The organism is Mesorhizobium loti (assembly GCF_013170705.1).
Taxonomy (GTDB): domain Bacteria; phylum Pseudomonadota; class Alphaproteobacteria; order Rhizobiales; family Rhizobiaceae; genus Mesorhizobium; species Mesorhizobium loti_D.
In genome coordinates this window covers 1,257,645-1,284,167 of record NZ_CP033334.1, presented here as the reverse complement: position 1 = coordinate 1,284,167, position 26,523 = coordinate 1,257,645, and the positions used below count along the sequence as shown (strand labels likewise).

28 protein-coding genes, 1 tRNA gene and 1 pseudogene are annotated in these 26,523 nt (G+C 63.8%); 17 read left to right on the top strand and 13 right to left on the bottom strand.

The features are described from left to right. The first annotated feature begins 2 nt into the window (after window positions 1-2). The 5 genes from pdxY (at window position 3) to EB815_RS06185 (ending at window position 5,061) form a co-directional block, all read left to right on the top strand. Complete coding sequence (pdxY, locus tag EB815_RS06205; protein WP_056574988.1) at window positions 3-887, top strand: pyridoxal kinase PdxY; 885 nt, start codon at window positions 3-5, stop codon at window positions 885-887. Then, complete coding sequence (locus EB815_RS06200) at window positions 884-1,696, top strand: DUF429 domain-containing protein (protein WP_056574985.1); 813 nt, start codon at window positions 884-886, stop codon at window positions 1,694-1,696. Before pdxY ends, EB815_RS06200 begins: the two co-directional genes overlap by 4 nt. Window positions 1,697-1,840: 144 nt before the next feature. Further along, window positions 1,841-2,485, top strand: coding sequence for a carbonic anhydrase (locus tag EB815_RS06195; protein ID WP_056574982.1), 645 nt, complete (start codon window positions 1,841-1,843; stop codon window positions 2,483-2,485). Beyond that, a complete protein-coding gene (locus tag EB815_RS06190; RefSeq protein ID WP_056574979.1) occupies window positions 2,482-2,916 on the top strand; it encodes a hypothetical protein in 435 nt (144 codons plus the stop codon). The genes EB815_RS06195 and EB815_RS06190 overlap by 4 nt, the downstream gene beginning before the upstream one ends. 90 nt (window positions 2,917-3,006) lie before the next feature. Then, entirely contained in the window at window positions 3,007-5,061 is a 2,055-nt protein-coding gene (locus tag EB815_RS06185; RefSeq protein ID WP_056574976.1) for a M3 family metallopeptidase, read from the top strand. Between the two features lie 147 nt (window positions 5,062-5,208). Here the strand turns inward: EB815_RS06185 and EB815_RS06180 are convergent, their stop codons facing one another. The 4 genes from EB815_RS06180 to EB815_RS06165 all read right to left on the bottom strand — a co-directional run bounded on the left by EB815_RS06180 (window position 5,209) and on the right by EB815_RS06165 (window position 10,155). Continuing rightward, window positions 5,209-6,705: a M81 family metallopeptidase gene (locus EB815_RS06180; protein WP_056574974.1), complete on the bottom strand. Its 1,497-nt coding sequence runs from the start codon at window positions 6,703-6,705 to the stop codon at window positions 5,209-5,211. Window positions 6,706-6,777: 72 nt separating this feature from the next. After that, complete coding sequence (locus EB815_RS06175; protein ID WP_056574968.1) at window positions 6,778-7,602, bottom strand: carbohydrate ABC transporter permease; 825 nt, start codon at window positions 7,600-7,602, stop codon at window positions 6,778-6,780. Then, on the bottom strand, window positions 7,599-8,468 hold the full coding sequence (locus EB815_RS06170; protein ID WP_056574965.1) for a carbohydrate ABC transporter permease: 870 nt from the start codon (window positions 8,466-8,468) through the stop codon (window positions 7,599-7,601). Before EB815_RS06170 ends, EB815_RS06175 begins: the two co-directional genes overlap by 4 nt. A gap of 454 nt (window positions 8,469-8,922) precedes the next feature. After that, the gene (locus EB815_RS06165) at window positions 8,923-10,155 is read right to left on the bottom strand and encodes an ABC transporter substrate-binding protein (protein WP_056574963.1); all 1,233 of its coding nucleotides are present in this window, start codon (window positions 10,153-10,155) and stop codon (window positions 8,923-8,925) included. A 183-nt stretch (window positions 10,156-10,338) separates the two neighbouring features. On the opposite strand from EB815_RS06165, the gene EB815_RS06160 reads away from it, so the two are divergent. Genes EB815_RS06160 through EB815_RS06150 form a run of 3 tightly spaced genes read left to right on the top strand, consistent with a single transcriptional unit; the run spans window position 10,339 to window position 13,097 of the window. Further along, on the top strand, window positions 10,339-11,109 hold the full coding sequence (locus tag EB815_RS06160; RefSeq protein ID WP_056574958.1) for an SDR family NAD(P)-dependent oxidoreductase: 771 nt from the start codon (window positions 10,339-10,341) through the stop codon (window positions 11,107-11,109). Window positions 11,110-11,111: 2 nt separating this feature from the next. Continuing rightward, window positions 11,112-12,179 carry an ABC transporter ATP-binding protein gene (locus EB815_RS06155; RefSeq protein ID WP_056574955.1) on the top strand — a complete coding sequence of 356 codons (1,068 nt, stop codon included), beginning with the start codon at window positions 11,112-11,114 and terminating at the stop codon, window positions 12,177-12,179. Window positions 12,180-12,215: 36 nt separating this feature from the next. Next, window positions 12,216-13,097: a MurR/RpiR family transcriptional regulator gene (locus EB815_RS06150; protein WP_056574952.1), complete on the top strand. Its 882-nt coding sequence runs from the start codon at window positions 12,216-12,218 to the stop codon at window positions 13,095-13,097. A gap of 111 nt (window positions 13,098-13,208) precedes the next feature. On the opposite strand, the gene EB815_RS06145 is transcribed toward EB815_RS06150, so the two are convergent. Continuing rightward, window positions 13,209-13,517 (bottom strand): DUF167 domain-containing protein, encoded by a 309-nt coding sequence (locus EB815_RS06145; protein WP_056574941.1) that lies wholly within the window; start codon window positions 13,515-13,517, stop codon window positions 13,209-13,211. Between the two features lie 13 nt (window positions 13,518-13,530). Then, the gene (locus EB815_RS06140) at window positions 13,531-13,821 is read right to left on the bottom strand and encodes a YggT family protein (protein WP_027047523.1); all 291 of its coding nucleotides are present in this window, start codon (window positions 13,819-13,821) and stop codon (window positions 13,531-13,533) included. 146 nt (window positions 13,822-13,967) lie between these two features. Here EB815_RS06140 and EB815_RS06135 point away from each other — a divergent pair. The 6 genes from EB815_RS06135 (at window position 13,968) to EB815_RS06110 (ending at window position 17,507) form a co-directional block, all read left to right on the top strand. Continuing rightward, window positions 13,968-14,043: transfer RNA gene (locus EB815_RS06135), tRNA-Ala, on the top strand. Window positions 14,044-14,371: 328 nt separating this feature from the next. After that, complete coding sequence (locus EB815_RS06130) at window positions 14,372-15,121, top strand: helix-turn-helix domain-containing protein (protein ID WP_056574938.1); 750 nt, start codon at window positions 14,372-14,374, stop codon at window positions 15,119-15,121. Window positions 15,122-15,541: 420 nt separating this feature from the next. Continuing rightward, window positions 15,542-16,600: a SagB/ThcOx family dehydrogenase gene (locus tag EB815_RS06125; protein ID WP_244494120.1), complete on the top strand. Its 1,059-nt coding sequence runs from the start codon at window positions 15,542-15,544 to the stop codon at window positions 16,598-16,600. 67 nt (window positions 16,601-16,667) lie between these two features. Next, window positions 16,668-16,916 carry a hypothetical protein gene (locus EB815_RS06120; protein WP_056574932.1) on the top strand — a complete coding sequence of 83 codons (249 nt, stop codon included), beginning with the start codon at window positions 16,668-16,670 and terminating at the stop codon, window positions 16,914-16,916. Between the two features lie 60 nt (window positions 16,917-16,976). Next, window positions 16,977-17,165 carry a hypothetical protein gene (locus EB815_RS06115; protein ID WP_056574929.1) on the top strand — a complete coding sequence of 63 codons (189 nt, stop codon included), beginning with the start codon at window positions 16,977-16,979 and terminating at the stop codon, window positions 17,163-17,165. Between the two features lie 21 nt (window positions 17,166-17,186). Further along, entirely contained in the window at window positions 17,187-17,507 is a 321-nt protein-coding gene (locus EB815_RS06110) for a hypothetical protein (RefSeq protein ID WP_056574926.1), read from the top strand. A gap of 54 nt (window positions 17,508-17,561) precedes the next feature. Here the strand turns inward: EB815_RS06110 and EB815_RS06105 are convergent, their stop codons facing one another. From EB815_RS06105 to EB815_RS06090, 4 genes and pseudogenes are all read right to left on the bottom strand, one after another. Then, complete coding sequence (locus EB815_RS06105; protein ID WP_056574923.1) at window positions 17,562-18,503, bottom strand: energy transducer TonB family protein; 942 nt, start codon at window positions 18,501-18,503, stop codon at window positions 17,562-17,564. Then, complete coding sequence (gene exbD / locus EB815_RS06100) at window positions 18,500-18,961, bottom strand: TonB system transport protein ExbD (RefSeq protein ID WP_056574920.1); 462 nt, start codon at window positions 18,959-18,961, stop codon at window positions 18,500-18,502. Before exbD ends, EB815_RS06105 begins: the two co-directional genes overlap by 4 nt. A 12-nt stretch (window positions 18,962-18,973) precedes the next feature. Continuing rightward, entirely contained in the window at window positions 18,974-19,894 is a 921-nt protein-coding gene (gene exbB / locus EB815_RS06095; RefSeq protein WP_056576423.1) for a tonB-system energizer ExbB, read from the bottom strand. 63 nt (window positions 19,895-19,957) lie between these two features. Continuing rightward, window positions 19,958-20,750: pseudogene (locus EB815_RS06090) on the bottom strand (ATP-binding cassette domain-containing protein). A 291-nt stretch (window positions 20,751-21,041) separates the two neighbouring features. Between EB815_RS06090 and EB815_RS06080 the strand changes: the two are divergent. Beyond that, window positions 21,042-21,728, top strand: coding sequence for a cysteine hydrolase family protein (locus tag EB815_RS06080; RefSeq protein ID WP_056574917.1), 687 nt, complete (start codon window positions 21,042-21,044; stop codon window positions 21,726-21,728). 6 nt (window positions 21,729-21,734) lie between these two features. Here the strand turns inward: EB815_RS06080 and EB815_RS06075 are convergent, their stop codons facing one another. The 3 genes from EB815_RS06075 to EB815_RS06065 form a co-directional block, all read right to left on the bottom strand. Continuing rightward, on the bottom strand, window positions 21,735-22,679 hold the full coding sequence (locus EB815_RS06075; RefSeq protein ID WP_056576420.1) for an LLM class flavin-dependent oxidoreductase: 945 nt from the start codon (window positions 22,677-22,679) through the stop codon (window positions 21,735-21,737). Between the two features lie 138 nt (window positions 22,680-22,817). Next, window positions 22,818-22,973, bottom strand: coding sequence for a hypothetical protein (locus EB815_RS06070; RefSeq protein WP_010912229.1), 156 nt, complete (start codon window positions 22,971-22,973; stop codon window positions 22,818-22,820). A gap of 203 nt (window positions 22,974-23,176) precedes the next feature. Then, window positions 23,177-24,010, bottom strand: coding sequence for a helix-turn-helix transcriptional regulator (locus EB815_RS06065; RefSeq protein ID WP_065005491.1), 834 nt, complete (start codon window positions 24,008-24,010; stop codon window positions 23,177-23,179). Window positions 24,011-24,177: 167 nt separating this feature from the next. Here EB815_RS06065 and EB815_RS06060 point away from each other — a divergent pair, with 167 nt between their 5' ends. Both EB815_RS06060 and EB815_RS06055 read left to right on the top strand, forming a co-directional pair. Then, window positions 24,178-25,677, top strand: coding sequence for an amino acid permease (locus EB815_RS06060; RefSeq protein WP_056574910.1), 1,500 nt, complete (start codon window positions 24,178-24,180; stop codon window positions 25,675-25,677). 51 nt (window positions 25,678-25,728) lie between these two features. Then, window positions 25,729-26,496, top strand: coding sequence for an SDR family NAD(P)-dependent oxidoreductase (locus EB815_RS06055; RefSeq protein WP_056574907.1), 768 nt, complete (start codon window positions 25,729-25,731; stop codon window positions 26,494-26,496). Window positions 26,497-26,523: the final 27 nt, after the last annotated feature.

Sequence of the window (26,523 nt, the reverse complement as noted above, 5' to 3'; positions counted from 1 at the left end):
CAATGAGTGCCGAAAAACCCGACGCGCCGCGTGCGGTCATCGTCATTTCCAGCCATGTCGCGCGCGGTTCGGTCGGCAACCGTGCCGCCGTCTTCGCCTTGGAGACCCTCGGCTTTCCGGTCTGGGCGGTGCCGACGGTCATCCTGCCCTGGCATCCCGGCCACGGGCGGGCGACGCGTATCGTACCGCCACTCGACCAGTTCAAGGCGCTGATGGCCGATCTCGAGCGCGCGCCATGGCTGGGCGAGGTCGGCGCGGTGCTGTCCGGCTATCTCGGCGAAGCCGGCCAGGCCGAGGCCGTCGCTTCGCTGGTCGCCGCGGTGAAGGCCAGGACGCCTGACGCTGTCTATATCTGCGATCCGGTGATGGGTGATTCCGGCGGTCTCTATGTGCCGGAGCCGACCGCCGTCGCCATGCGCGACCGGCTGATGCCGATCGCCAACATCGCCACGCCCAATCGCTACGAACTCGAATGGATGGCCGGCGTTCCGTTGCCCGATCTGAAATCGGTGATTTCGGCGGCACTCCATGCCGGACCGTCGACCATGCTGGTCACCTCGGCACAGTCGATGATTTCAGGCGGTACTGGCAATCTGCTGCTCGACGGCACCCAGGCCCTGCTTGCGGAGCACCGCCTGATCGACAAGCCGCCGAACGGCCTGGGCGACCTGACAGCGGCCGTCTACCTCGCCCGCATCCTTTCCGGCCAGCCGCCGATCAAGGCGCTGCAGTCGACCACGGCGGCGGTCTACGAGATCCTGGCACGTACCGCCAAGCGGGGCGGCGACGAGCTGCAGCTCGAAACCGACGCCCAGAGCCTGTCGCACCCGATGGCCATGGTGCAACTGCGCCACCTCACGCATCCGGGGCGGGACCGCCGGGCGTGACTTCGACCGAGGTCGTGCTCGTCGGCGCCGATGGCTGCAAGGCCGGCTGGATCGCCGTGCGGCGCGAGCACGGCTCGACACCTCGTAACCCCGGTTCGACGCCTCGTAACCCCGGTTCGACGCCCCAAGTCGAGGTGTTCGCCAGCTTCGCTGCATTGCTCAAGGCAAGCCCGGACAATGCGATTGTCGCCGTCGACATGCCGATCGGCCTGCCCGAATTCTCCAGCAAAGGCGGGCGCGGACCGGAAGCGCTGGTCAGGCCGCTGCTTGGGGCACGCCAGTCCAGCGTCTTTTCGATCCCGTCCCGCGCCGCGCTCTATGCCGACACGAGCGATTTCACCACCGTCGAAGCCTGGTACGCCGGGCATCGCAAGGCAAGCGATTTGGCCAGGGCCACATCGGACCCGCCGCGCGGCGTTTCCATCCAGGCCTTCGGCATCTTTTCGAAGATCCGCGAGATCGACGCCTTGCTGATCGCGCGGCCGGATCTGCGCGGCCGCGTCTTCGAATCGCATCCGGAGGTCGCCTTCTGCCGCTTGAATGGCAATCAGGCCATGCAATTGCCGAAGAAGATCAGGGGCAGCATCAATCCGGCCGGCATGGCGGAGCGCAAGGCGCTGCTCTGCCGGCACGGTTATGACATGGGTTTTCTCGACCAGCCGCCGCCGCGCGGGGCGGCCGCGGACGATTTCCTCGACGCGGCTGTCATGATGCTGATCGCCGGCCGCATCGCCAGCGGCAGGGCGAAGCCATTTCCCAACCCGCCGCTCGCTGACGGTCGTGGCATACCGGTCGCCATCTGGGCATGAATATCGACACCCGCCCGCTTCGGCGCATGGCATTTATGCCCAGCTCCCACAATTCTGCATTGCTCGCGACCGGCATTTGCCGCTAGAGCCTTTCTCGACCGCAACGAGCTGCCGCCTCCAACCAAGGAAAGGCCTTAGCCGCCCATGCCTCATCTTCCCGACCACCTCCTCACCGGCTACCGCAATTTCATGAACGGCCGTTACCTCACCGAGAGCGGCCGCTATCGCGAGCTCGCCCGAGAGGGGCAGGCCCCCGAGACGATGATCGTCGCCTGCTGCGATTCCCGATCGGCCCCTGAAGCGATCTTCGACGCCGGGCCGGGCGAACTCTTCGTGCTGCGCAATGTCGGCAATCTGGTGCCCCCCTACGAGCCGGATGGCGAGTTCCACTCGACCTCGGCGGCGCTCGAATTCGCGGTGCAGAGCCTCAAGGTCAAGAATATCGTCGTCATGGGCCATGGCCGCTGCGGCGGCATCCGCGCCGCGCTCGACCCCAATTCGGCGCCGCTGTCCCCCGGCGACTTCATCGGCAAGTGGATGAGCCTGATCGCGCCAGCCGCCGAGACCGTCTCCTCCAGCACCTTCATGACGGCAACGGAGCGCCAGACAGCACTCGAGCGCATCTCGATCCGGTATTCCATCGCCAACCTCAGGACCTTTCCTTGCGTCTCGATCCTCGAGGGCAAGGGCCGGCTGTCGCTGCACGGGGCCTGGTTCGACATTTCGACCGGGGAGCTCTGGGTGATGAACAAGGACACCGGCGATTTCGAGCGGCCGGTGCTGGAATGAACGGGGCGGTGCGCCAGGTGATGAACGTCCGGTCGGTCGTTCTCACGGCGGCCGCGTTGCTGGTGGCAATTATCGCCGCCCGAGCCGATGACGGCGCCATCATCAGCCGCTGGTATGCGGCGCTCCTGGTCGCCGACCGTACAGAACTCGCCGACCTGCTTGCCGACGATGTCCGCATCAAGCTCGATGACCTCGGCATCGTTCAAGGCAAGCAGGAGTTCATCGCCTCGCTCGATGAGTGGAAAGGCGCGGTAGCGGGTGCCGCGATCCGCCACCGGATCGAGAAGAGCGAGGGCGGTGTCACCACGGTGATCGCCTGCTACGACTTCCCCAACAATGACATGCTGATGCAGGAAACCTTCGCGGTGACAGACAGCCGCATCACCGCAAGCTCGCAAGCGGCAATCGCCGAAAACTGCGAAGACTATTGAGGCGGATCGGCCAACTGCCATATTGCGGCCCCGCGGACCGCGCCCTACATCGGTGACACCCTCCTCATTGATGCCAGCGAAAGACCCTCCATGTCCTCCACGAAAGCCGTCGACCTCGCCGCCCATCCGCTGACCGCGTGGGAAGGCCCGCTCGGCCTGCCGGACTTCGCCCATATCGGCGACAGTGATTTTTCCCCGGTCTTCGACGCGGCGCTGAAGGCGCATGAGGCCGAGATCGACGCGATCGCCGCCAACAAGGAGGCACCGACCATCGAGAACACGCTTGAAGCGCTGGAGCTGGGCGGCGAGGCGCTCGATCACGTCTCGTCGATCTTCTGGTGCCGGGCCGGCGCCTACACCAACGATACGATCCAGGCGCTGGAGCGCGACATCTCGCCAAAAATGTCCAGGCATTTCTCGGCGATCTCGATGAACGAGAAACTCTTCGCCCGCATCGACGATCTCTACCAGCGCCGCGAGAGCCTCGGGCTCGACGCCGAGACCTTGCGGGTGCTGGAGAGGACCTGGAAGGGTTTTGTCCGCTCCGGCGCCAAGCTCGATGCCGAGGGCAAGAAGCGGCTGGCCAGGATCAATGAGGAACTGTCCTCGCTCGGCACGACTTTCGGCCAGAACGTGCTGGCCGACGAGCGCGACTGGGCACTGTTCCTCGACGAGGCCGATCTTGCCGGCCTGCCGGATTTCCTGAAAAGTTCGATGGCCGAGGCCGCCGAGATTCGCGGCCAGAAAGGCCGCTACGCCGTCACCCTGTCGCGCTCGATCTACGAGCCGTTCACGACCTTCTCGGAACGCCGCGACCTGCGCGAGATTGCCTTCCGCGCCTTCACCATGCGAGGCCAGAATGGCGGCGCCAGCGACAACACATCCGTGGTGCGCGACATGCTGAAGCTGCGCGCCGAAAAGGCGAAACTGCTCGGCTACGCTTCCTTCGCCGCGCTGAAGCTCGACGACACCATGGCCAAGACGCCGAAGGCGGTGCACGCGCTGCTCGATCCGGTGTGGGAAAAGGCGCTGGAAAAGGCCGCCGCCGACCAGAAGGAATTGGAACGGCTGGCGGCGGAAGCCGGCAGCAATGAAAAATTCGCCGCCTGGGACTGGCGCTTCTACCAGGAGAAGCTGCGCGCGGAAAAATTCGCTTTCGACGAGGCGGAACTGAAGCCCTATCTCCAGCTCGACCGGGTCATCGACGCCTGCTTCGACGTGGCGACCAAACTCTTCGGCATCACCTTCGAGGAGAAGAAGGGCATTGCAGCCTGGCATCCCGATGCGCGCGTCTTTGTGGTAAAGAATGCCGATGGCAGCGAGCGTGCCCTGTTCCTTGCCGACTATTTCGCGCGGCCCTCGAAGCGGTCCGGCGCCTGGATGAGCGCGCTGAAGTCCGGATACAAGCTTGGCCAAGGCTCGAAGCCGGTGATCTACAACATCATGAACTTCGCCAAGCCGCCGGCCGGCGAGCCGGCACTGCTGTCTGTCGACGAGGCGAAGACGCTGTTCCATGAATTCGGCCATGCGCTGCACGGCATGCTGACCGACGTCACCTGGCCGTCGGTCGCGGGCACTTCGGTCAGCCGCGATTTCGTCGAGCTGCCTTCGCAGCTCTACGAGCATTGGCTGACGGTGCCGGCGGTGCTGGAAAAGCACGCCCTGCATGTCAAGACAGGCAAGCCGATGCCGAAGGCGCTGCTCGACAAGATGCTGGCCACGCGCACGTTCGGGGCCGGCTTCGCCACGGTCGAATTCACGTCTTCCGCCTTGATGGACATGGCCTATCACGCTCGGCCCGATGCCCCGGCGGAGCCGCTTCGTTTCGAAGCCGAAACGCTCGACAGGCTCGACATGCCCGACACCATCGCCATGCGCCACCGCACCCCGCATTTCGGCCATGTCTTCTCGGGCGACGGCTACTCGGCCGGCTACTATTCCTACATGTGGTCGGAAGTGCTGGACGCCGATGCCTTCGCCGCCTTCGAGGAGACCGGCGATCCCTTCAACCCGGCGCTGGCCGAGCGGCTGAGGAAGAACATCTACGCCGCCGGCGGCTCGAAGGACCCGGAAGAGCTGTACACTGCGTTCCGCGGCAAGATGCCTTCGCCGGAAGCGATGATGGTGAAGCGCGGGCTGGTGTAGCGCCAGCCAATCTCCCCCCTCGAGGGGGAGATGGCCGCGAAGCGGCCAGAGGGGGTCGGTCCGACCGGGCTCGGCCTGCTGCAGCGGATGCGGGTTGGCGCTTCGCGTGAGGCGCCCTTCTTTGTCGCCTTCGGCGACATCTACCCCTCAACGGGGGAGATCATCAGCGCCGTTCTTCCACGGATCCTTCACCCTCGGCCACACCGGCCGTGTCAACTTCTTGTAATCCGTCACCGCGGGATTGCTCGGATAGGAACTCGGCGCAGAGACATAGATGATCTCGGCGGCTATCGGTTCGAATCCGGCATAGAAATGGTTGGTCGACTTGATCAGCAGCATGTCCTTGGCCAGCGGATCGACGCCGATGTTGGAGAAAATGTCCGGCTCGAAAGTCTGCGTGCGATTGGTGTTGAGGATGATGTCGACCTCGGTGCCTTCGATGCGGACCAAGGCGGCCGGCCCAAGTGTCACCCGGCTTGGCCCGAAACTCTGCCATCCCTCGTTGACGGCTTTCAGCACCTTGACGCGCGCATCGATCGGCTCACCCGCCTGGGGTCCTGCCTTGCCGCCGAAACGCAGGTCGATGACAGCGCCCTCGCCTGCCGCCAGGCAGAAGGTCACGGCAATCGGATCCCAGATCGTCGCCACGCCAAACTTGTCCAGGCCACGCGCCAGCATCTGGCGCAAGACGAAGGTGCCGTCGCCGGGAACGCCGCCGCCGGGATTGTCCCAGATGTCGGCGATGACCACGGGCTTGCCGGGATTCCCGGCACGTACGGCCAGCGCCCGGTCGATGCCGTCGGCGGTATCAAGCATCGTCATCGCCGTCTTTTCGCGCATGGCATAGAGTTCGCGTCCCAGCTGTTGCGCCAGCGCATCGCCTGCGGCCTTGTCGTTGTCGGTGACGACGAGGATGCGCGTGCCCATTTCCGGCACGTCGGCGGCCATGAAGCCGTGGATGACCGATACCGACAGCACGCCGTCCTTGCCGTGCATGGCCTTGATACGGTCCACGAAGGAGCGCATCGGCTCGCGGCTGGTCGGCAGCACCTGGATCATGCGGCAGTCGAAGGTCGAGATCACCGGCTTGATCTCGCCGCGCGCGGCAGCCAGGCCAAGCTCGACGACATGTTCGCCGCGTTCATAGAAGTCGGTGTGCGGGAATTCGAGGAAATAGGCCATGATATCGGAGGCCGCCACGCGCTTTGGCGTCAGATGGCTGTGCGGATCGAACTCGGAGGCGATCACCACCTTGGGTCCGACAATTGCCCGCACGCGCTCGAGCAGGTCGCCTTCGCAATCGTCATAGCCTTGCGCTACCATGGCGCCATGCAGGCCGAGGATGACCGCGTCGACCGGCAGTGCCGCCTCGAGTTGCCCGAGAATCTCGTCGCGCAGCGCCTCGAAGGTCTGCCGCTGCACCAGGCCGCCCGGCTCCGCCCAGGTGGCGGTGCCTTCGATCACGGTCAGTCCTTCGGCGGCCGCGCGGCGGCGCAAGGCCACGATCGGCGAGGAACACAAGGTCGGCGTCTCAGGATGCTTGCCCGGCCCGGCATAGAACGCCATCTCGAACGAGGCCCGGTCGGTCGGCACCGGCGAGAAGGTGTTGGTTTCCGTCGCCAGCGAGGCGGTGAAGATACGCATGAAGACTCCGTGGTGACGCTATCTGTTTCTTGCAATTCCAGTGGGAAACCGCTGCACACCTTTCTGGAATTGCTATTTGACCGCCCCGAGCGCCAGCCCGCGCACGAGATAGCGCTGCAGCCAGATGAACAGGATCGCCACAGGCAGTGTCGCCAGCAAAGTGGCGGCCATGACGTGATGCCACTCGATCGTGTAGCGGCCGGCGACGAGAGAAAAGACCTGGATCGGCAGCGTGTAGCTTTCCTGGCTGCGCAGCATGGTCAGCGCCACGACGAATTCGTTCCAGGCGTTGATGAAGGTGAAGATCGCCGTGACCGCGATCGCCGGCAGGCAGAGCGGCAGGAACACTTTGCGCAAGGTCAGCCAGCGGCCGGCGCCTTCCATCCAGGCGGCTTCCTCGAGATCGCGCGGAATGGTGTCGAAATAGCTCTGCAGCATCCACACGGTGAAGGCGACGTTGAAGGCCATGTAGATGAAGCCCAGCGCCGTCGTCGATTCGACCAGCCCCCAGGCGGCCATCAGCCGGAACAGGCCCAGCACCAGCACGATCGGTGAGATCATCTGCGAGATCAGCAGGAACTGGCGAAAGGCCCCGTAGCCGGCAAAGCGAAAGCGCGACATCGCATAGGCGGCGGGCACGGAGATGAGGATGGCGCCGACCGTGGCGATGACCGACACATAGAGCGAGTTGGCCAGCGCCTGGCCGAAACCGGTCGCCACCCACATGTCGGAGAAGTTCGACCAGCGGAACTCGCTCGGCCACCATGTCGGTGACAGCACTTCCTGCCGTGGCTTGACCGCGGTCAGGAACATCACCGCGAAGGGAAAGATCGTCACCACGATCAAGGGCGCCAAAAGCAGCCAGGCGATGACGGTGCGTTTGAGCTTGGGCGTCATGCGCGTTGCTCCCGCATGGCGAGGCGCACATAGATCATGGTGAAGACCAGCAATATGGCGAACATTACCAGCGACACCGCCGAGGCCTCGCCCAGTTTGCCGATGCGGAAGGCCAGCTTGTAGAGGTGGGTGACCAGGATGTCGGTCGAGTTGGCCGGCCCGCCCTGCGTCATCACCCAGATGATCGGGAACGAATTGAAGACATAGATGGTGTTGAGCACGATGGCGATGTTGATGAACGGTTTCAGCAGCGGAAAGGTGATCTCGCGGAACTGCTGCAGCGGCGTGGCGCCCTCAAGCGCGGCCGCCTCGTAAAGATCGTCCGGGATCGACGACAGGCCGCCGAGGAAGATCGTCGTGGTGAACGGGACCGTCACCAATATGCCGATCAGCACCTGCATCGGAAACGCCGTCTCGGCGCTGGCCAGCCACTGGATGTTATGGTCGATCAGGCCAAGCCCGAGCAGCGCGGAATTCAGCATGCCGCTTTCACCGCTCAGCGCCCAGCGCCAGACCACCGCCGTCATGGTCAGCGACACCGCCCAGGGCAGCATGATGATGACACGGGCAAGACCGCGTCCATAGAAATCGGTGTTGAGGATCATCGCCACCGGCACCGACAGCAGCAGTGCGCCGCCCACCACCAGCACGGTCCATAGGCCGGTGCGCCAGAGTGCCGCGACGAAGTCGGGATCGGCGGCAAGTGCCGCGAAATTGGCAAGGCCGCTGAATTCGCGCAACTGGCCGAAGCGGTTGACGTCATGCGTCGAGATCTGGATCAGGTCCCAGACCGGCCAGAAGATGACGACCGCCGCCAGGAACAGGCTGGGCAAGGTCAGGAGATAGGGCAAGAAGCGATTTTGCATCGGCTGGTTTGTACCGCGTTGCGAGGCATCAATGGCGCTGGCTTGCGAGCCAGGCTAATACTGACTTGTTCTTCTTAGGCGCTCGGTTCACAAACTCTTCCCAACGTTTGCGCCGCCCCTCACCTGCCTGCCGGCATCCTCTCTCCGTATAGTGACGGGGAGAGGGGCGCCTTCGTTGCCGCTTTCGCCAATCACCGGCGTCTCAAAAGAGGAGCCGAGATCGCGGCCAGCCCTTTCTCCCGTCACCATACGGGGAGAAATGCCCGGCAGGGCAATGAGGGGCGGCGCTGACGTTGGCGATTTATCCTTTTGTCCGGAGTGATTGCCTTGTCGGCCCTCGCCATCCCCATAGGGGAGCCGTTGCATGCTTCTTACAAGGGGAGTGGCGCGCCCCGCCTGAATCTGAGGCGCGCCACGGGCGCAGGGAGATACGCCCTATTCTTGGGCACGGCCCCTATTTCTTCAACACTGCGTTGGCCTTGGCCGCCGCGTCCTTCAGGCCTGCCTCGGGGTCGCCACCGAGATAGATCTTCTGCATTGCATCGGACGTGATCTGGGCGACCTCTTCCCAGCCCGGAATGACCGGCGCGAAGCGGGCGTCGGGCAAGAGCGCGGTGAAGGCGGCGAGGTCGGCATTGTTGACGTAATAGTCCATCTTGGCCTCTTCCTTGTTCACCGGCAGGAAGCCCTCGCCTTGCGTGAACTTGGCGCGCTGCTCCGTGGTGAACAGGAAGTCCATCAGCTTCCAGGCCTCATCCTTGTTCTTGGAGTTCTTGAACATGATCATCGAGTCTGTGACGCCATAAGTGCCGCGCGCCCCGGTCGGGCCGGCCGGAATGGCGGCGACGCCATATTTCAGGGTCGGCGCCTCGTCCTTGATCTGGTTGGACAGGAAGGGCGCGGTGATCATCATGCCGACCTTGCCCTGCTTGAACAGGTTCTGCACATCCTCGCGGTTGTTGGAGGTGACGCCCGGCTCGGTCAGGCCTTCGTCGATCATCGACTTGTAGAGCTTGGCGGCCTCGAGCGCGCCCGGCGTGCCGAGGCCCGACGTGCCATCCTTGTTCAGGATCTCGGTGCCCTGCGACCACATGGCGTAGTAGTAATAGACGTCGGTCTCGATCTCCTTGCCCTGCAGGCCGAACCCGAAAGTACCGGACCCCAGCGCCTTGATCTTGCGGGCATCGTCCTGCAACTCGGTCCAGGTTGCCGGCGGCTTGGCGATCCCGGCCTTCTCGAACAGTTCCTTGTTGTAATACATGGCGCGGGCAGACGCCGCGATCGGCAGGCCGTAGGTCTTGCCGTTCATGATCGAGGGCGACAGGAAGGTATCGATGAAACGCCCCTTGAATTCGGGCGTGATGTAGCTGTCGAGCGGCTCGGCGACATCCTGCTGGACGAAGTCGATCAGCCAGCGCGTGCCGATGATCGACAGGTCCGCATTGGTGCCGGCGGTGATGTCGGTGGTCAGCTTCTGCAGGAGCACGTCCCACGGCACGACTTCGAACTTGACGGTGATGCCTGGGTTCTTTGCCTCGAACTCCTTCTTCACTTCCTCGAAATAGGGGCCGGTCTTTGCGCTGTATTCGGCGACGGTGACGCGCACCTCACCCGCATTCGCCTGCGCCGCGAAGGCCAGCATGTTCATTCCGGCCATCAGGCCGACAGTCCATTTGGCAAGGCTCATCCGATCTCTCCCATTTGTTTCGCGCATTTGCGCTCCCTGTGCCGATGGCTGGGCACAAGATTTATGTGACTTTCCTACATTATCGATGAATTCGTGCCATGCAAGCAGATTATCATGTTGCTTAATTACATTCCTTTCTTTAGCCTGCCGGCATCTGCCTGACCTGCGGGAGGAGCAAGCGCCGTGGTTTCGAAAGCCGAATTCGCCGGCCGCACTGTCGTCGTCACCGGTGCCGGCGGCGGCCTTGGCTCGGCCATCGTCGCGCTGCTGGCCGACAGGGGCGCGCGGGTGGTCGGCTGTGACCAGTCCGAGGAGGCGCTGGCAAGCCCGCGGCTTGCCTCGCGCCATGTCTTCAACCTTCTCGACCGGGCTTCGATCGAGGCGGGGATCGCCGCTGTGCTGGACAAGGACGGCGTGCCCGATATCCTGATCAACAATGCCGGCTGGACGCGCGCCGAGACGATCTCCGCACTCAACGCCGACAATATCGAGCATGAACTCGACCTCAATCTGACCGGGGTCATGACCTTCGCCGACCCTATCGCCAAGGCGATGGCCGCGCGCGGCTCAGGCAGCATCGTCTTCATCTCTTCCGTCAACGCCATCGCGCATTTCGGCAATCCGGCCTATGCGGCCGCCAAGGCCGGCATCAACGCCTATGCCAAATCGATCGCGGTCGAGCTTGGCCGCAGCGGCGTGCGCGCCAATGTCGTCTGCCCGGGATCGATCCGCACCGCCGCCTGGGACCATCGCCTGGCCAAGGATCCGAAAATCCTGGGCAAGTTGCAGCGACTCTACCCGCTCGGCCGCATCGTCAATGCTTCGGAAGTGGCCGAAGCCGTGGCTTTTCTTGCGTCGGAGCGTGCCTCGGGCGTAACAGGCGTGGTGATGCCCGTGGATGCGGGGTTGACCGCCGGCTGCCTGCCGTTCATCGACGACATATTGGGAGCGTGACCATGACCGACGTCCTGTTTCGCAACCTGTCGAAATCCTTCGGCCAGCACAGGATCCTCGAGGACATCGGCCTCGACATCAAGAGCGGCGAATTCGTGGTGCTGGTCGGTCCGTCCGGCTGCGGCAAGTCGACCTTGCTGCGCATGCTGGCCGGCCTGGAGACGATCACGTCGGGCGATCTCCTGATCGGCGGCGTGCGCGCCAACGACCTGCCGCCGCAGCAGCGCAACATCGCCATGGTGTTTCAGTCCTATGCGCTGTTCCCGCATCTGAAAGCCTCCGACAATATCGGCTTCGGACCGAAGATCCGCGGCGAGACCCGCGCGACCATCGACCAGAAGGTCAAGAAGGCCTCGGGCGTCCTCAACCTGTTCTCCTATCTCGACCGCTATCCCCGGCAATTGTCGGGCGGCCAGCGCCAGCGCGTCGCCATGGGCCGCGCCATCGTGCGCGAACCGTCGGTGTTCCTGTTCGACGAACCGCTGTCCAACCTCGACGCCCAATTGCGCGTGCAGATGCGCACCGAGATCAAGGCGCTGCACCAGCGGCTGAAATCGACCATCGTCTACGTCACCCACGACCAGATCGAGGCCATGACCATGGCCGACCGCATCGTCGTGATGGACCGTGGCCGGATCCAGCAGGTCGGAGCGCCGCTCGAACTCTATGACAGGCCGGCCAACAAGTTCGTCGCCGGCTTCCTCGGCTCGCCGTCGATGAGCTTTGTGTCCGGGGCTCTGAAGACAACGCCTGAGAAGACATGGTTCGAATCGGCGGGCGGCGGGCGGCTGGCGCTTGCCGGCAAGGCGGTGCCGGCGGGCGGCGCCGTGGAGGCCGGCATCCGACCCGAGCACTTCATCATCGGTGAAGCCGCCGACGCCATGGCGCTCAAGGTGGATGTCGTCGAGCCGACCGGCGCCGAAACCCACGTCTATGGCGCCATCGGCGCCGATACGGTGCGCGCCGTGTTCCGCGACAGGGTGCCGGTCAGGCCGGGCGACCTGCTGCCGGTCTCGGTCGATCCTGGCAACATCCATCTGTTCGACAAGGCGACAGGCCTGCCGCTGTGAAACGAGAAGTGCCGACATGAAGACGAACACACGGGCATGAAGACGCCGGCCGACATCATCACGCGGCTGCAGCTGATGTCGCAGGACGGCACCAAGTCGGATCGCCGGCTGGCTGGCCTCGTGCTATCCGATCTCGATTTCGCCTCCAAGGCCGCGATCTCCGAGATCGCCGCGCGCGTCGGCGTCAGCGAGCCGACGGTGACGCGCTTCTGCCGCAATCTCGGCTGCGAGGGGCTGCGCGACTTCAAATTCTACCTGGCGCAGGCCATCGCCATCGGCGGCCAGTATCTGTCGCCCGAGCCGCTGAGCCGCGACGCCCGCGAACAGCGCATCGCCTCCGCCATCACCGAAGCCGCCATCTCGGCCATCCAGCGCGCCAGCGAGAACCTCGACATGACGACGCTGGTCGCTGTCGCCGAGCGGCTTGCGACGTCAGGCAATGTGCTGTGCATCGGCTCCGGCGGCATCTCCTCGATGATGGCGACCGAGATGCAGAACCGGCTGTTCCGGCTCGGCCTGCCGGTATTGGCCCAGATCGACGGCCAGTTGCAGCGCATGTACGCCGCCGTTGCCACGCCGGAAACCACGCTGGTCGCCTTTTCAGTGTCCGGCTATGCACGCTCGGTCATCGAGGCGGTGCAGGTCGCGCAGCAATACGGCGCCACCACGGTGGCCGTCACCGCACCCGATTCGACACTGGCCAAGGTGGCCGACACGGTCATACACCTGCAGCCGCTCGAGGATGGCAACATCTACAAGCCCACGTCGTCGCGCTACGCGCTGCTGGCGATCGTGGACATGATCGTGACTTCGGTCGCCGAGACGCGCGGCCCAAAGGTCTTGGAGAATTTGCGCCGCATCAAGCAAAGCGTGAACACGCTGAAGGTCGACGACCCGCGTCTGCCGCTGGGCGATTGAGGGTCGACGCCGAGGGTGCCGATCTCCCCTGAGGGAGATGTCCGGCAGGGCAGAGAGGGGGTGCTGTCCCGCCGACAGTCAGTCCGGAGTTGCCACAGCACTGATTGCGGATCAGCCCAGCGCCTCGACACGCTGCGCCAGCGCCCCTGGATCGCCCGCTATGCGAAGCGTCTTGAGCCGTGCCGTGCCGCCGGCGACGACCGACACGGCCGATGCCGGCACTCCCAGCGTCTTGGCGACCAGCTTCTCCAGCGCGTGATTGGCCGCGCCGTTTTCCGGCACCGCGCGGACCCGCGCCTTCAAATGGCTTCGCCCGTCCGCCGATGTTTCGAAGCCTTCCAACCTGTCCACGGAAGATTTTGGTGTCAGCCGCACGAACAGATCGATGCCGTTCTCGCGGATGCGCAGCGGCGCGCTCATGCAATTGTCGGGATCACAGCACCAGCGGGGCTACCGTGGTGAGAATGAACTGCCTGACGAAAAACAGGATCAAAAGCAGGATGATCGGCGAGATGTCGATGCCGCCAAGGTCAGGCATGAAGCGGCGGATGGGCCGCAGTGCCGGCTCGGTCAGCCGATAGAGCATGTTGCCGATGCTGCCGACGAACTGGTTGCGTGAATTGACGACGTTGAAGGCGTAGAGCCAGGAAAAGATCGCCGAGGCGATGATGATCCACCAGTAGAGGTCGAGCGCCATGACGATGGTTTGAATGAGGGCGAGCATGCCTGTCTCCGATTGTTGCCGACATGTAGCCATTGCACGCGAAACCGGCAAGGGCCGGCAGCCGCCGCGCCGGCCGACGAGCATTTCGGCAAAACGCCGCCTTGACAGAAATCCGCCGCGCCCGATAAATGCGCCATCCGTTGGACGGGGCTGTAGCTCAGCTGGGAGAGCGCGTCGTTCGCAATGACGAGGTCAGGAGTTCGATCCTCCTCAGCTCCACCATCGGAATAATCGCTTCTCCCTTTTTTGGCGCGCCGCCGGGGCGCAGGCACATGCGATGCATGGCGACGCGGCGTTCGGCGCGCCAAAGCCCCCCAAAAAAAGCCATAGGCGATTTGGCGAAGTCCGAGGCAAGAGAGATTGTCAATTGGACTTATGGCGATGGCCGTTGTCGGGATTGCGCTATTTTTTTTGAAAGCCGCCTCATTAGACTGCCGTTCTCAAATCAGTTTTTTCTGTGAGTTGCGGCAGGGCGTTTCGGCGGGGGGCGACCGAAGGCGCTATATGGATTCCGAGTCGGAATGAAGAATTCGCCTGCGAAAGCAAAGACGTGTCCATTCGCGAGAATCTCGCTGCAAATCTCAGACGGCTCTGCGAAAACCATGCCTCCGTCAGCGCGGTGTGCCGCGAGTTGGGTATCAACCGCACGCAGTTCGAACGTTACCTGCAGGGGCAGACCGTTCCGAACAAGGCCACTGCCAAACTGATCTGCGACTACTTCCGCATCGATGAAGCCGAACTGTACCGGGACCCGGGTCTTCCCGAGCCAATGGCCCCAGGCCTGCCGCCGATTTCGGAAAGCCTGTTCAAGCAGATGATCCGCCCGCCCGCTCCATCGATCGCGGGAGGCACCTATTTCACCTATTTTTCGATCCCGACCCGTTCCGACCTCTTGATGCGGTCGGTAACCTTCGTGCGTCGCGACGTCGAACTGGTCACATTCCGCAGAGTCACCGGGTGGTCGGAGCGCCGTGGCTCGACATGGGCTCGGGCGCGCGGCAATCATTATGGCGTGGCGATCTCTCGCCTGAACTGGATTTATTTCAGCGGCGTCAACCGTCGCCAGACCGGCGAGCCGTCGCTGATCTCCGTGCAATGGGCGCCGATCTCCGAACCGGTTCTGATCGGCAAGGCCATGCTCCTGACCGAGGCCGGGCCGGCATTCGTATCCGTCATCATGCGGCAGGACATGTCCGGCATCCGGCCACGGCATGCGATCCGCATGGCGCATGTCGTCAAGCTTGACGATCCGGGCATCGATCCGTTGGTCGTCAGCCTCGCTCGGGACGGGCAGGGCTGATCTCGCGCATCCAATTTACGCTAAATGAGAATAAGAATACCTCGAAAGAGCGTATGCTAGCGTATACCTACTCACTATCCGAGAAAAATCGATTTTTTAAACTTTGTCGCGAAGAAAGATATTTTAGATCGCGTGCCCTTTACTACGGTTTTAACAAATCATTAACTCTTTCGAACTTACCTTTCTTCTCGCGGATCCCACGGTGGGGATCCTTCAACAGATCCCATTGGGGGGTCGGGAAAGGGACGAAAATGGCCAAGAAAGTGAACAATGCCCCGAAGCTGACGGTTGCCGCGGGCACGCAGACCGTCTTCTTTTCGCAGGGCATGCACTACAACAAGCGCTGAAGTCGTTCGGCGCCGACGGGATGTTCGCCCGTCGGCGCCTCAAATTCACAAAACGGCATTCAGCATCATGAAAATGCGCTCTTCAAAAACGCTTGTCTTCTATCCCGGAACCAACAAGGTCACGGCCTGTAATTTCCTGACCAGAAGCGTCTTCGACTGCAGCCCCGAGGTGATCGGTCTTCTTGCGTCCTGGGACGAATGGGCCTCCACGGCGGAGATCGCACGCGCCCACGGATGGTCGAAATCCGATCTCAATGCCGTCGTGCCGCAATTGCTTGATTTTTCCGCCCTGGTCACCGCCGGCTCGCCGCTAGCCGAACAGGAAACGCAGTTCTCCGGGCAGTGGAGCTGGGGCATTCCGACGGCGCTGATGCATTTCTGCGTCCAGGACTCGGAGTTCATGACCATCGAACAGGCCGAGGCCCGCCAGATCGAACGCGCCGGGCACGTCGCGCAGCCCGACCTCATGCTCAAGAATGCCGCCGGCGCCATCCGGCTGCCGAACGCACTCGACGACAACGAACTGCTGAGCCTGATGGCGCGGCGCCGCACCAACCGCACCGCGGCCGCGCCCACCATCACCGCGAAACAGCTCTCCGATTGCCTGTTCGCGGGTATGGGCATTACCGGCGAGACCAGCAACTGTGTTGGCGCCCTGCCGCTGGGCATGACCCCTTCGGGTGGCGCGCGGAATCCTTACGAGGCCTATGTGGTCGCGCTTGGTGTCGAGGGTCTGGACCCCGGCGTCTATCATTATTCAGCCGCCGATCACGACCTCGGCAGGATTCCTGCCAACCATCTGCCGAAGATCTCCGAACTGGTCGGCGGGCAGGAATGGGCCGATACCATGCCATGCCTGATCCTGCTTTGTGCCAGGCTCGACCGCACCATGTGGAAATATGAGGATGCCAACGCCTATCGTGTCGTGCTGATCGAGGCCGGCCATATCGGCCAGAACATGATGTTGGCGGCGACCAGACATGGCTTGTCGGCCTGTCCCACGGCAGCGCTCAGCCATTCGGCGATCAAGCGCCTCCTTGGCCTAGACCGCCTCACGGACGCACCCGTTTACGCGTTGACCCTCTCGACCCCGGAACCAAGCCCGCATTCGGCGGGCCAGTCTATTAATTAGCCGACTTACTCTATTCTGTGTAGCCAGTACGCGTTCCCCGAGTTCCATCCGATAACAGGAGCAGCACGTGGCAAATCATTCACTAAGGCAGTCAGAGATCGATAGTCTTCAATATATCGCGTCGATGACCAATGAGCTGGTGCAGATGGCCGAAGCAAGCCGTTTTCCCATGATCTCCTATCTGCTGGGCATGGCCTATGCCGAAGCCTTCGACGTCCTGCGCGGCGCGCGGCCGGCAAGGCATGCGCAGCTCAGCGGCAACCCGATGCATCCCAGGCCGAATGTAAAGGAACACGCTCAGCCACGGAGAGCGTAGCGGATGCAACCGTCAGCCCTGTGCGCGCCGGCAGGCTCTCAGCCGAACCGGTGGGAGACAGTGTGTGCGCTGCAAACCCTGCTGCCGCTCCTGAAAAAGGCAGCCGGCGACCTTGAGCGTCCCGACATGGTCTACTGGTTCAAGCAGGCCGACGCGGAGCTTGCCAACATCATCAGGGGTCGGCCGTCCGATACCGCCGCTATCCCCGCCTTGATCGCCCGCAGCCCGCAGAATGGACATCATGCCTAGAGAATCGAGGGGGATCCGCCAATGAACATGATCGCACCCATCAGGAGCGCCGACGTCGGGGAAAGCGTCTTCGGCCGGCTCCATGTCCTGATCGCCAGTCGACCGGCATCACCGGATGCCGCGCGCGTCGAGGCCCGGCAACTGGTCGCAACGGCGATGACCGACACCTGGCAGGCCGACAGCCTCTGGGGCGCGGCGGACGCCTTTCACATCCATTTCGATTTCATGATGCAAACCATCGAGATCAACGGCGCCGACGATCCGAACCTCCGGGTCCTGCGCACGAAATGCCGTTTCTACCTGGAGCAGGTCGAGGCGCTCTGCCAGTCGATGAGTTGCTGATCGGCCGCTGTCCGCGCGAGGGTCCATGGCACCACCGTTTCGCCCCAGGACGCGCTAATTGCGCAGGTTGAAGACGAACGGCGCCGTGCGGCTTTGGCGCCCGCCAAGCTCCGGCGGAAGTGCCGGCACGGTGGCACCCTGGAGCACGGACAGGGCCGCCCGATCCAGGTCGGCATTGCCTGAGGAACGGGTCAGCCTGGCGGACAGAACCCGGCCGGATGAGTCGACCGTGAACGTGACGTAGGCACTGCCTTCGGCGCGTCGGGCTCTCGCCGCACTGGGATAGCGCGTGTGCCGATTGATCCATGAGCGCAGTTTTGAATCCCATTTGCTGGAGTCGCCGGTTCGCCCCGTCGCTTCCGCCGACTTAGGCGCCGCTGTCTTGGCCGCTGGCTTGGCATCTGCGCTGGCGGCGGTCACCGTCTTGGGCGGTGCCGTCTTTTCCTTCTTCGGTTTGGGCTTGTCGACAGGCTTTTTGGCTTTAGCCTCGACCGGTTTCTTTTGCTTCGGCGTCTCGACCGGCTTTGCCTGCGGCAACGGAATGACCACATCCGGGGCGACAGCCTCGACAATGTCCGGAATCACCTCGTTCAGCGGCGGCTGATCGACCTGGTCCGTCTTCTCGGTCTGGGTGGGTTCGGTCTCTTCGGGCGCGATCGCTTCCGGCCGTTCGGTAACCGGCTCCGCCTTCTCGACCTGTTCGGACGTTGGCTCGGTGGTCGGTGTTGGCGTTGGCTCGCTCTGGTCAGGCATCACTGCGTCCAGCGCCGCGACGTCTTCCTCCACGGCCGGCATCACCGTCATCGGTGCCATTTCGATCACCTGGGCCGGTGGCGGACCGCCATCCGCTTCATTGACCATGCTGAAGGTCTGCACGGCATAGGCAACCGCGACATGGGCTCCAAGGATAAGCGTCGCCGCCCCCGTCCAAAGACCAAGATCGCGCCAGCCGAAGCGCGACAGCTGTAGCGTGGGCAGGGCGGCGGACTGTGTCATGGCGCGGCGGCTCCCGCGGCTGCTGGTGCGTTGGCCACGGGCGCCGTCTCCAGGCCGACCAGCGCGATCTTCAGATAGCCGGCGCCCCGCAACAGGTTCATGGCCTCCATCAGGTCGCCATAGGCGACCGCCTTGTCGGCGCGCAGGAAGATGCGCGTCTGCTTGTCGCCCTTGGTCCTGCTCGCCAGCGTGGCCGCGAAGGCCGGGCGCGGCACGGTGTCATTGCCGATCGCCAGCGTAAGATCGTCCTTCAAGGTCAGGAACAGCGGCGTTTCGGGCCGGGGCGCGGGCGTTGCCGTCGACCCTGGCAGGTCGACGTTGACGTCTACCGTCGCTAGCGGCGCGGCGACCATGAAGATGATCAGCAGCACCAGGATGACATCGATGAAGGGCGTGACGTTGATCTCGTGGTTCTCCTCGAGATCGTCATCCATTGTCTGTCGGATTCTGCTTCCCATGGCGTCGCCCCGCTACGCCGCCGCCAGGGCTGTCGCCGGCGAGACAGCGCGGAAATCCAGGTCGCGGCTGACCAGCCGTTCGACGCCCGCCGAGGCGTCGGCGAGGATCTGCCGGTAGCCGGCTATCGAGCGGGCGAAGACGTTGTAGATCACCACTGCCGGTATCGCCGCGACGAGACCCATCGCGGTGGCCAGCAGCGCTTCGGCGATGCCCGGCGCGACCACGGCGAGATTGGTGGTCTGCGCCTGCGAGATGCCGATGAAGGCATTCATGATGCCCCAGACGGTGCCGAACAGGCCGACGAACGGCGCGGTGGAGCCGATCGTCGCCAGCACGCCGGTGCCGCGCGACATGCGCCGCGACGCCGCCGCCTCGATGCGCGACAGGCGCGAGGTGACGCGTTCCTTCAGTCCGTCGCCGCCGACATGGTCGAGCGCGCCAGCCGAAAGCGCGGTCTCCTCTTCCGCCGCCTTGACCAGAAGCGCGCCGGGGCCGCCGCTGCGGTCGAGCGCGCGGCTGGCCTGCTTCAGCGTCGCGGCATCGCCGATCGCGCGGACTGCCCGGCGTATACGAAGCTTGCCGCCGAAAATCTCCAGCGACTTGGCCAGCCATATCGTCCAGGTGACGAGCGAGGCGAAGGCCAGCCCGATCATCACCACCTTCACGATGATGTCGGCGGCCATGAACATGCCCCATGGCGACAAATCGTGCGGCAGGTTCAGTTCCATCGCCCCCGAGGGCGCGGCTCCGGCAGGCATCGCCGTGGCCGGCTGGCCAACTTGCTGCGCGGGTGCCATCGTGGCCGGTGCGGCGGGAGCGTCAGGAGCCTCGGCTGCGGGAGCAGTACCGGCCGGTTGCTCCTGGGCCAGGGCCCCGCCGCCTGCCAGGATCACCGATGCGACCAACGCCGCCAACAAACGAGTTCTAGACAACAGCTTCTTCCTTGTTCTCGCGGCGACCAGCCGCTTCCTATTGCGCCACCGCATCAAATCTCGTCACGGCACATAGCCGACGGGTTGTCCGGTGACCGGGTGCGCGAACACGCCCGTGTCCACACCGAAAATGCCTTTCAGCACATCGCCCGGCATGATTTCGCCTGGTGTGCCGCGCGTCAGCAGCTTGCCGTCCTTCAGCGCGATCAGCTCGTCGCGATAGCGCGCCGCCATGTTGGGATCGTGCAGCACCACGACGACGCAGAGGTCGCGCTTGCGGCTGAGTTCCTTGACTAGCCCCAGCACCTCGACCTGGTGGGCGATATCGAGTGCGGAGATCGGCTCGTCGAGCAGCATCACGCCGGCGTTCTGCGCCACCGGCACGGCAAGCCACGCGCGCTGGCGCTCGCCGCCGGACAATTCGTCGACCAGACGGTCTGGCGAAACCGTCCATGTCGGTCAGCACAAGCGCCTCGTCGACATGCGGCCTGTCCGGCCCGCTGAAGCGGCCAAGCGCGCTATGCCAAGGATAACGCCCAAGCGTCGCCAATTCGCGGACCGTGAGGCCCGTTGCCGCCGGCATCGTCTGCGACAGATAGGCGAGCGCGCGGGCGAGCTCACGAGCGCCCCATTTCGGCAACGGCCGCCTGGCGAAGGTGATGGCGCCGGAACTTGCCGGCTGCTGGCGCGCCAGCAGCTTGATCAGCGTCGACTTGCCCGAACCATTGTGGCCGATCAGCCCGTAGACGCGCGAGCGCCGCAGTTCGAGCGAGACAGGGCCAAGCAGCGTCCGCTCGCCGACGGCAAACCGCACCGCGTCGATATGGAAGGCGGTCTCGGCTCCAGCCACGGTCATGGTGTCTCCAGTGCGGCCACCCGCATTTCCAATTTCTGGCCTCGGCGGCCCAATGTCGGGTTGACTATGAAACATGACCTTAATAGTCAACATTTAAGATGACTGCAACAATCAACAAATCAGGCCCGTGGCGCCGACCGCATTGTCGTCGTCTCGGAAGCCGGCATTGCCGAACAGGGCTCGCACCGGAAGCTGATCCATGCCGATGGTGTCTGCCGGGGCCTGTATGACGCCCAGCATCTGGTATCGGCGCATTGAACCATTATGGTTGGTCGAAACCGGGAGCCATAAATGATCAAGGCAACGCCATTCGACTTCCCTTATGACGGCAGGCTTGTGGCCGAAAGCACAGCGCTTGTCGTCATCGACCTGCAGCAGGATTTCCTGTCGACGACGGGCTATTTCGCCAGGCAGGGATATGACCCCTCGCCGCTGCGGTCGATCCTGCCCACCGTGAACCGGCTGATATCAGCCGCGCGCGGAGCCGGCGTGAGGGTCATCCACACGAGGCAGGGTTATCGCGCCGACATGGCGGACATGACCCCCTACGAAAAATGGCGCCGCAAGCGCTCCGGCCTTGACGGAACCGAAATCCTGCTGCGCTCGGGACCGGGATTCCAGATCGTTCCGGAAATCGATGTCGCGCCTGATGACATCATCGTCGACAAGACCTGCAACAGCGCCTTTACCTATACGGACTTCGAGCTTGTGCTGCGCGCGCAAGGCATCACGCATCTCATGTTTTCGGGATGCACGACCGATGTCTGCGTCCACACCACGCTGCGCGAGGCCTGCGACCGCAATTTTCAGTGCCTGACGATCTCGGACGCCTGCGCCAGCGGCGACAGGCAGGCCCACGAGGCGGCGCTTCACATGGTGACGGTCGAGGACGGCGTCTTCGGGGTGTTGGCCGATTCAGCAGCCGTCATCGAGGGCCTGTCGCGGCTTGGCGACAGGCGGGGCGCGACAGATGATTGATCGGCTTCAGCCGGCAGCCCGCGTCTCCAGCCCTGCGCGAGGCGCATAGGCCCCCGGCCGGAAAGCATCATGGTCTTCGCGGCGCGCCAGGGAATTGCGCAGCAGGGCGATGGTCTCCCTGCCAACCGTCGCGATCTCACGCGGCGTGTCGACGCCGATGATCATGAATTCGTCGATCCCGAGCCCGGCATAGGCAAGCAACGACAGGGCGGCTTGGGCTGGCGGGCCGGACAGGTCGACCGCCTTGTAGCCGGCGATGGAAGCGCCCTGGTGGATCCTGACCGGAAGCGCGAAGCGCAGCTTGCCGGCCCGGCCGTGTTCGGCGGCGGCACCGCGCACCCGCTCCATCAGTTGCCGGACCTCATCAATCGAGCCCGGCGCCAGTTCGAAGACATCGGCATGCCGGCCGGCCACCTTCAGGGCCGTTCCCGATTGGCCGCCCATGCGGATGACAAGGTCGGCGCCATGCGGACCCTTGCGCGGCACATAGCCGCCCTTGATGCTGTAGAAGGCGCCTTCATGGTCGAAGGGCCGGTCGTTCGACCACAGCCGCTTCAAAAGCACCAGATATTCGTCGATGCGCTGCCAGATCACGCCATGTCCTACCGGCCGCGTCTCGGCGTCGTCGTCGTTCAACGGCTCGCTGATCATCCGAAGCGCCAACCGTCCGCCGCTCTCCCTGTCGATCGATGCCAGCTGGCGGGCCGCCACGGTCGGTTCGATCACGCCGGCCCAATGGGTCAACACCACTTCCAGCGACGCGGTGCGATTGAGCACCTGGGCACCAAGATCCATATTGGTCAGCAGTCCGGCCGGATCGTCGACGACGATCTTCTGGAAGCCGCCATCCTCGATCAGCCCGAGCTTGGTCGCGGTCTCGGCGAAATCGTAGAAGAAGGGAACGGCGGCGTCAGCGGACTTGCCTGGGACATGGGTGAATTCGATCGGCATTGTCATCTCCTCCATCGCTGGAATCATGGATGCTGTGAAATGCGAACCACGGTCGCGCGCAAACGCACCGGGATCCGGTTCATTCAACTCCGATTGCCTGAAGACAGTGGGGAAACTAACCCCTGCCGGTCTGACGCCTTAGGGAATAAGGCCCAGAACGACGGCCCCGGTGAACACGAACGCAAGGGCAAAGACGAGATAGGCGAAAGCTCCGGCATAGGCCGGGCGAAAGGTCTGGGCGTTGGCCAGCCTCTGGCCGCTGCTGTCAGTCTGAGCGTTCTGGATATAGGACATATCGACCTCCGTCTCGCCCGTTAATCTATAAAACTTGTAGACTTTGTCGATTGCTATTTTACGCCATTTACTGGAATAAATTTCTCAAAATCTCGGGAGAATCGGTATTCTCAACCGGGATTTAGCCTATCCGGGTCTGTTCGTCCGACGCAAAAAGCCAGCTGGATCACCGGCTTGCGATGTTCTTCAGGCCCATCGGCGGGTCATCGGCCCGCCAGCAGATGCTTGATGAACAGGTTGAACAGTTCCGTCTGGCTGGAAATGTCGAGTTTGGCATAGATGTGCTTGCGATGGATCTTCACCGTGCCCTCGGCGATCTCCAGGATGCGGCCGATCGACATCGAGGAATGGCCGCGCAGGATCAGGCTGACGATGCCTTGCTCGCGCCGCGTCAGCCGCGACGGCGCGAAGGTCTCGAACGCCTGTTCGACATCCTGGCCGGTGGGCTGCTGGGCCGGCTCGCTGTCCGAACCGGCCGGCGCCAGATGCTCCCAATGCCGTTGCGCCAGGCTGGTCACCATCGGCGCCGTCCGCTGCAGCCGCTCGAAGTCCTTCTCGCGGAAAGCCGGGCTGCCATTTGCCCGCAGCAGCGAATAGGCGATATAGAAGCTGCCCTGGACCGGAACGAGGAAGACGATCTCCTCCGCCAGCGTACCCGATTCCATCGAAATGCAGGGATGCACATCGGGCGAATTGTAATATTCGCCCTCGAAGAAAGCGTCCGGCGCCAGGTCGGCGAGGCGATGCAGCCCTTGCGGCGCGCGGCGCAGGCAGGCCGAATAGACGGCATCGAGCAGATAGGTTCCGTTGAGGTAATTGGTCATGATCTGGGTCGAGGACACCGCGCCCAGCCCATCGTGCAGGAACATCGGCCGGTCGCGGCCGGGATAGGCGAACGCACAGCTGAGATCGAAGGGGGCTACCTCGCGCAAGGCGCTATCGAGCCTTCCGGCAAAGCCCGGTTTTCCGATCATCGACACCAGCTCCGGCAAGGCATCATGCCAGCCCGCCAGCGCCGCCATTTCCAGTGAACCCATCCTCGCTTCCTTGCCTGCACATCCTGCGCGTCGCGGTTCGCGCGCAACATATCTCCTTGGGGATATATACGCTGGCGGCGTGCTCTTGAACTATGCCCCGATCGCAAGAGAGCGAAGCGGCCACGCTTCGCTGGAAACGAAGGGGAACAGCGATGACAGAGCAAGCAATGGAGCGCGGCACGGCCGGCGTTACCTACCAGACCGTCGACAAGCAGTATTTCGAACAGCGCCAATTGCAGCGCCACGCCGGCCTGTTCTCGCTGTGGATGATGGGCGTCGGCGCCGTGGTGGCCGGCGAATATTCCGGTTGGAACATCGGCCTCGCGCAAGGAGGCTTCGGCGGCATGCTGCTGGCCGCGTTGATCATCGGCTTCATGTATATCTGCCTGTGCTGCTCGATCGGCGAGATGAGCGCCGCCTTGCCGCATACTGGCGGCGCCTATTCCTTCTCGCGCACCGCGCTCGGCCCCTGGGGCGGCTTCACAACCGGCCTCGCCGAGAACATCGAGTTCGTGCTGGCGCCGGCCGCCAACATGTTCTTCATGAGCTCCTATCTCGCCGCGATCTTCGGCACGCCTCAAAGCGCGCTGCCGTTGTGGTGGGTGGCCGGCTACGTCGTGATGCTCGGCCTGTCGCTACGCGGCCTCGAACTGTCGATGAAGGTGGTGATCTATGTGACCGTCGCGGCGATCGCCGTGCTCGTGTTCTTCTTCGTCGTCGCCATCCCGCATGTCGACTTCTTCAGATACGCGCTGAACATCGGCGCGGCGGCGGACGGTCCGGCGGCACTGGCGGACGGCAACGGCCCCTGGTTGCCCTTCGGCTTCACCGGCGTGATGCTGGCCCTGCCCTTCGGCGTCTACATGTTCCTGGCCGTCGAACAGCTGCCGCTGACGGCCGAGGAGGCCAAGAACCCCACCCGCGACATGCCGCGTGCGCTGATCCTGTCGATCGTGACGCTGATCGCGCTGGCACTCGGGGTTCTGTTCTTCAGCGCCTCGATCCCGCATGGCGCGCACGCCATGGGCTCTTCCGGCGAACCCCTGCTTGACGGCTTCCGCACCATATTCGGCGACGGCTGGGCCAAGCTTTTGGCTTCGGTCGCGGTGCTCGGCCTTGCCGCGAGCTTTTTCGCCGGCAGTTTTGCCTCCGGCCGCAACATCTACTCCCTGTCGCGCGCCGGCTATCTGCCGACGGCACTTTCGGTGACTGGCGCCCGCACCAAGACACCCAACCGGGCGCTTGCCACCGGCTCCGCCATGGCGCTGCTGATGCTGCTCGTGGTCTGGTATCTCGGCGGCGAGAACAATGTCGCCTTCATGGGCGGCTTCCTGGTCTCGATGATCGTCTTCGCCGGGATGGTGTCCTACATCCTGCAGAGCATCGCATACCTGCGCCTGCGCACGCTCTATGCCTCGATTGCCCGCCCCTTCGCCAGCCCGCTCGGCAAGTTCGGCGCCTACGCCACGATCCTGATCTGCATCGTGACGCTGGCTTACCAGTTCTTCGATCCGCTCTACCGCTGGGCGGCGATCGCGGCGGCGGTGTGGTATGCGATCGGCCTCGCCTACTTCGCCTTCTACCGCCGCCATCGCCTGGTGCTGTCGCCGGAAGAGGAATTCGCTGTCTCCGGTGGCTCCCTTGGCCATCCCGAGCGCGAGGGATAGCATTGCGATCGAAGACGAAAAGTCACTGAAACGGGACGGGAGTAAAAAGTCATGGGCACAAGACTGGCCGGCAAGGTCGCCATCATCTCGGGCGGCGCGACGGGAATGGGCGGAGCGGCCTCGGAGCTGTTCGCGGTCGAAGGCGCCAAGGTGGCGATCATCGACCGCAATGGCGAGGCGGCCGCGGCAACGGCGGCGGCGATCCGCGCGCGCGGACACATAGCCGAGCATTTTGTCGCCGACGTATCCGACGAAGCCCAGGTTCAGGCGGCGGTAAAGGGCGCGGCGGAGAAACTCGGGCCGGTCACGGTGCTGTTCAACCATGCCGGCACCATCGTGATTAAGCCGTTCCTGGAGACGACCGTGCAGGAATGGGACTGGCTGCATGCCGTCAATGTCCGCTCCATGTTCCTGATGACCCGCGCCGTGCTGCCCGGCATGATCGCGGCCGGCGGCGGCTCGATCGTCTGCACCTCCTCGATCTCGGCGGTGGCGGCGACACCGATGGAGGTGCTCTACGACACCACCAAGGGCGCCTGCCACATGTTCGCCCGCGCCATCGCCGTCGAGTTCCGTGACCGCAACATCCGCTGCAACGCCGTCTGCCCCGGCTTTATCAGGACGCCGCACGGCCTGCGCGAGGTCGCCGACCTCGGCAAGCTTGGCGTCGACGTTTCGGATGCGGCACTCGCCGCGCAGCAGGGGCGCATCGGCGAGCCTGAAGAAGTGGCGAAGGCAGCGCTGTATCTCGCCAGTGACGAGGCCAGCTTCGTCAACGGCGCGCATCTGTTCGTCGACAACGGTTTTACCGCGATGTGAGGCTTTCCAAGGGACAGCTTGGCGCCC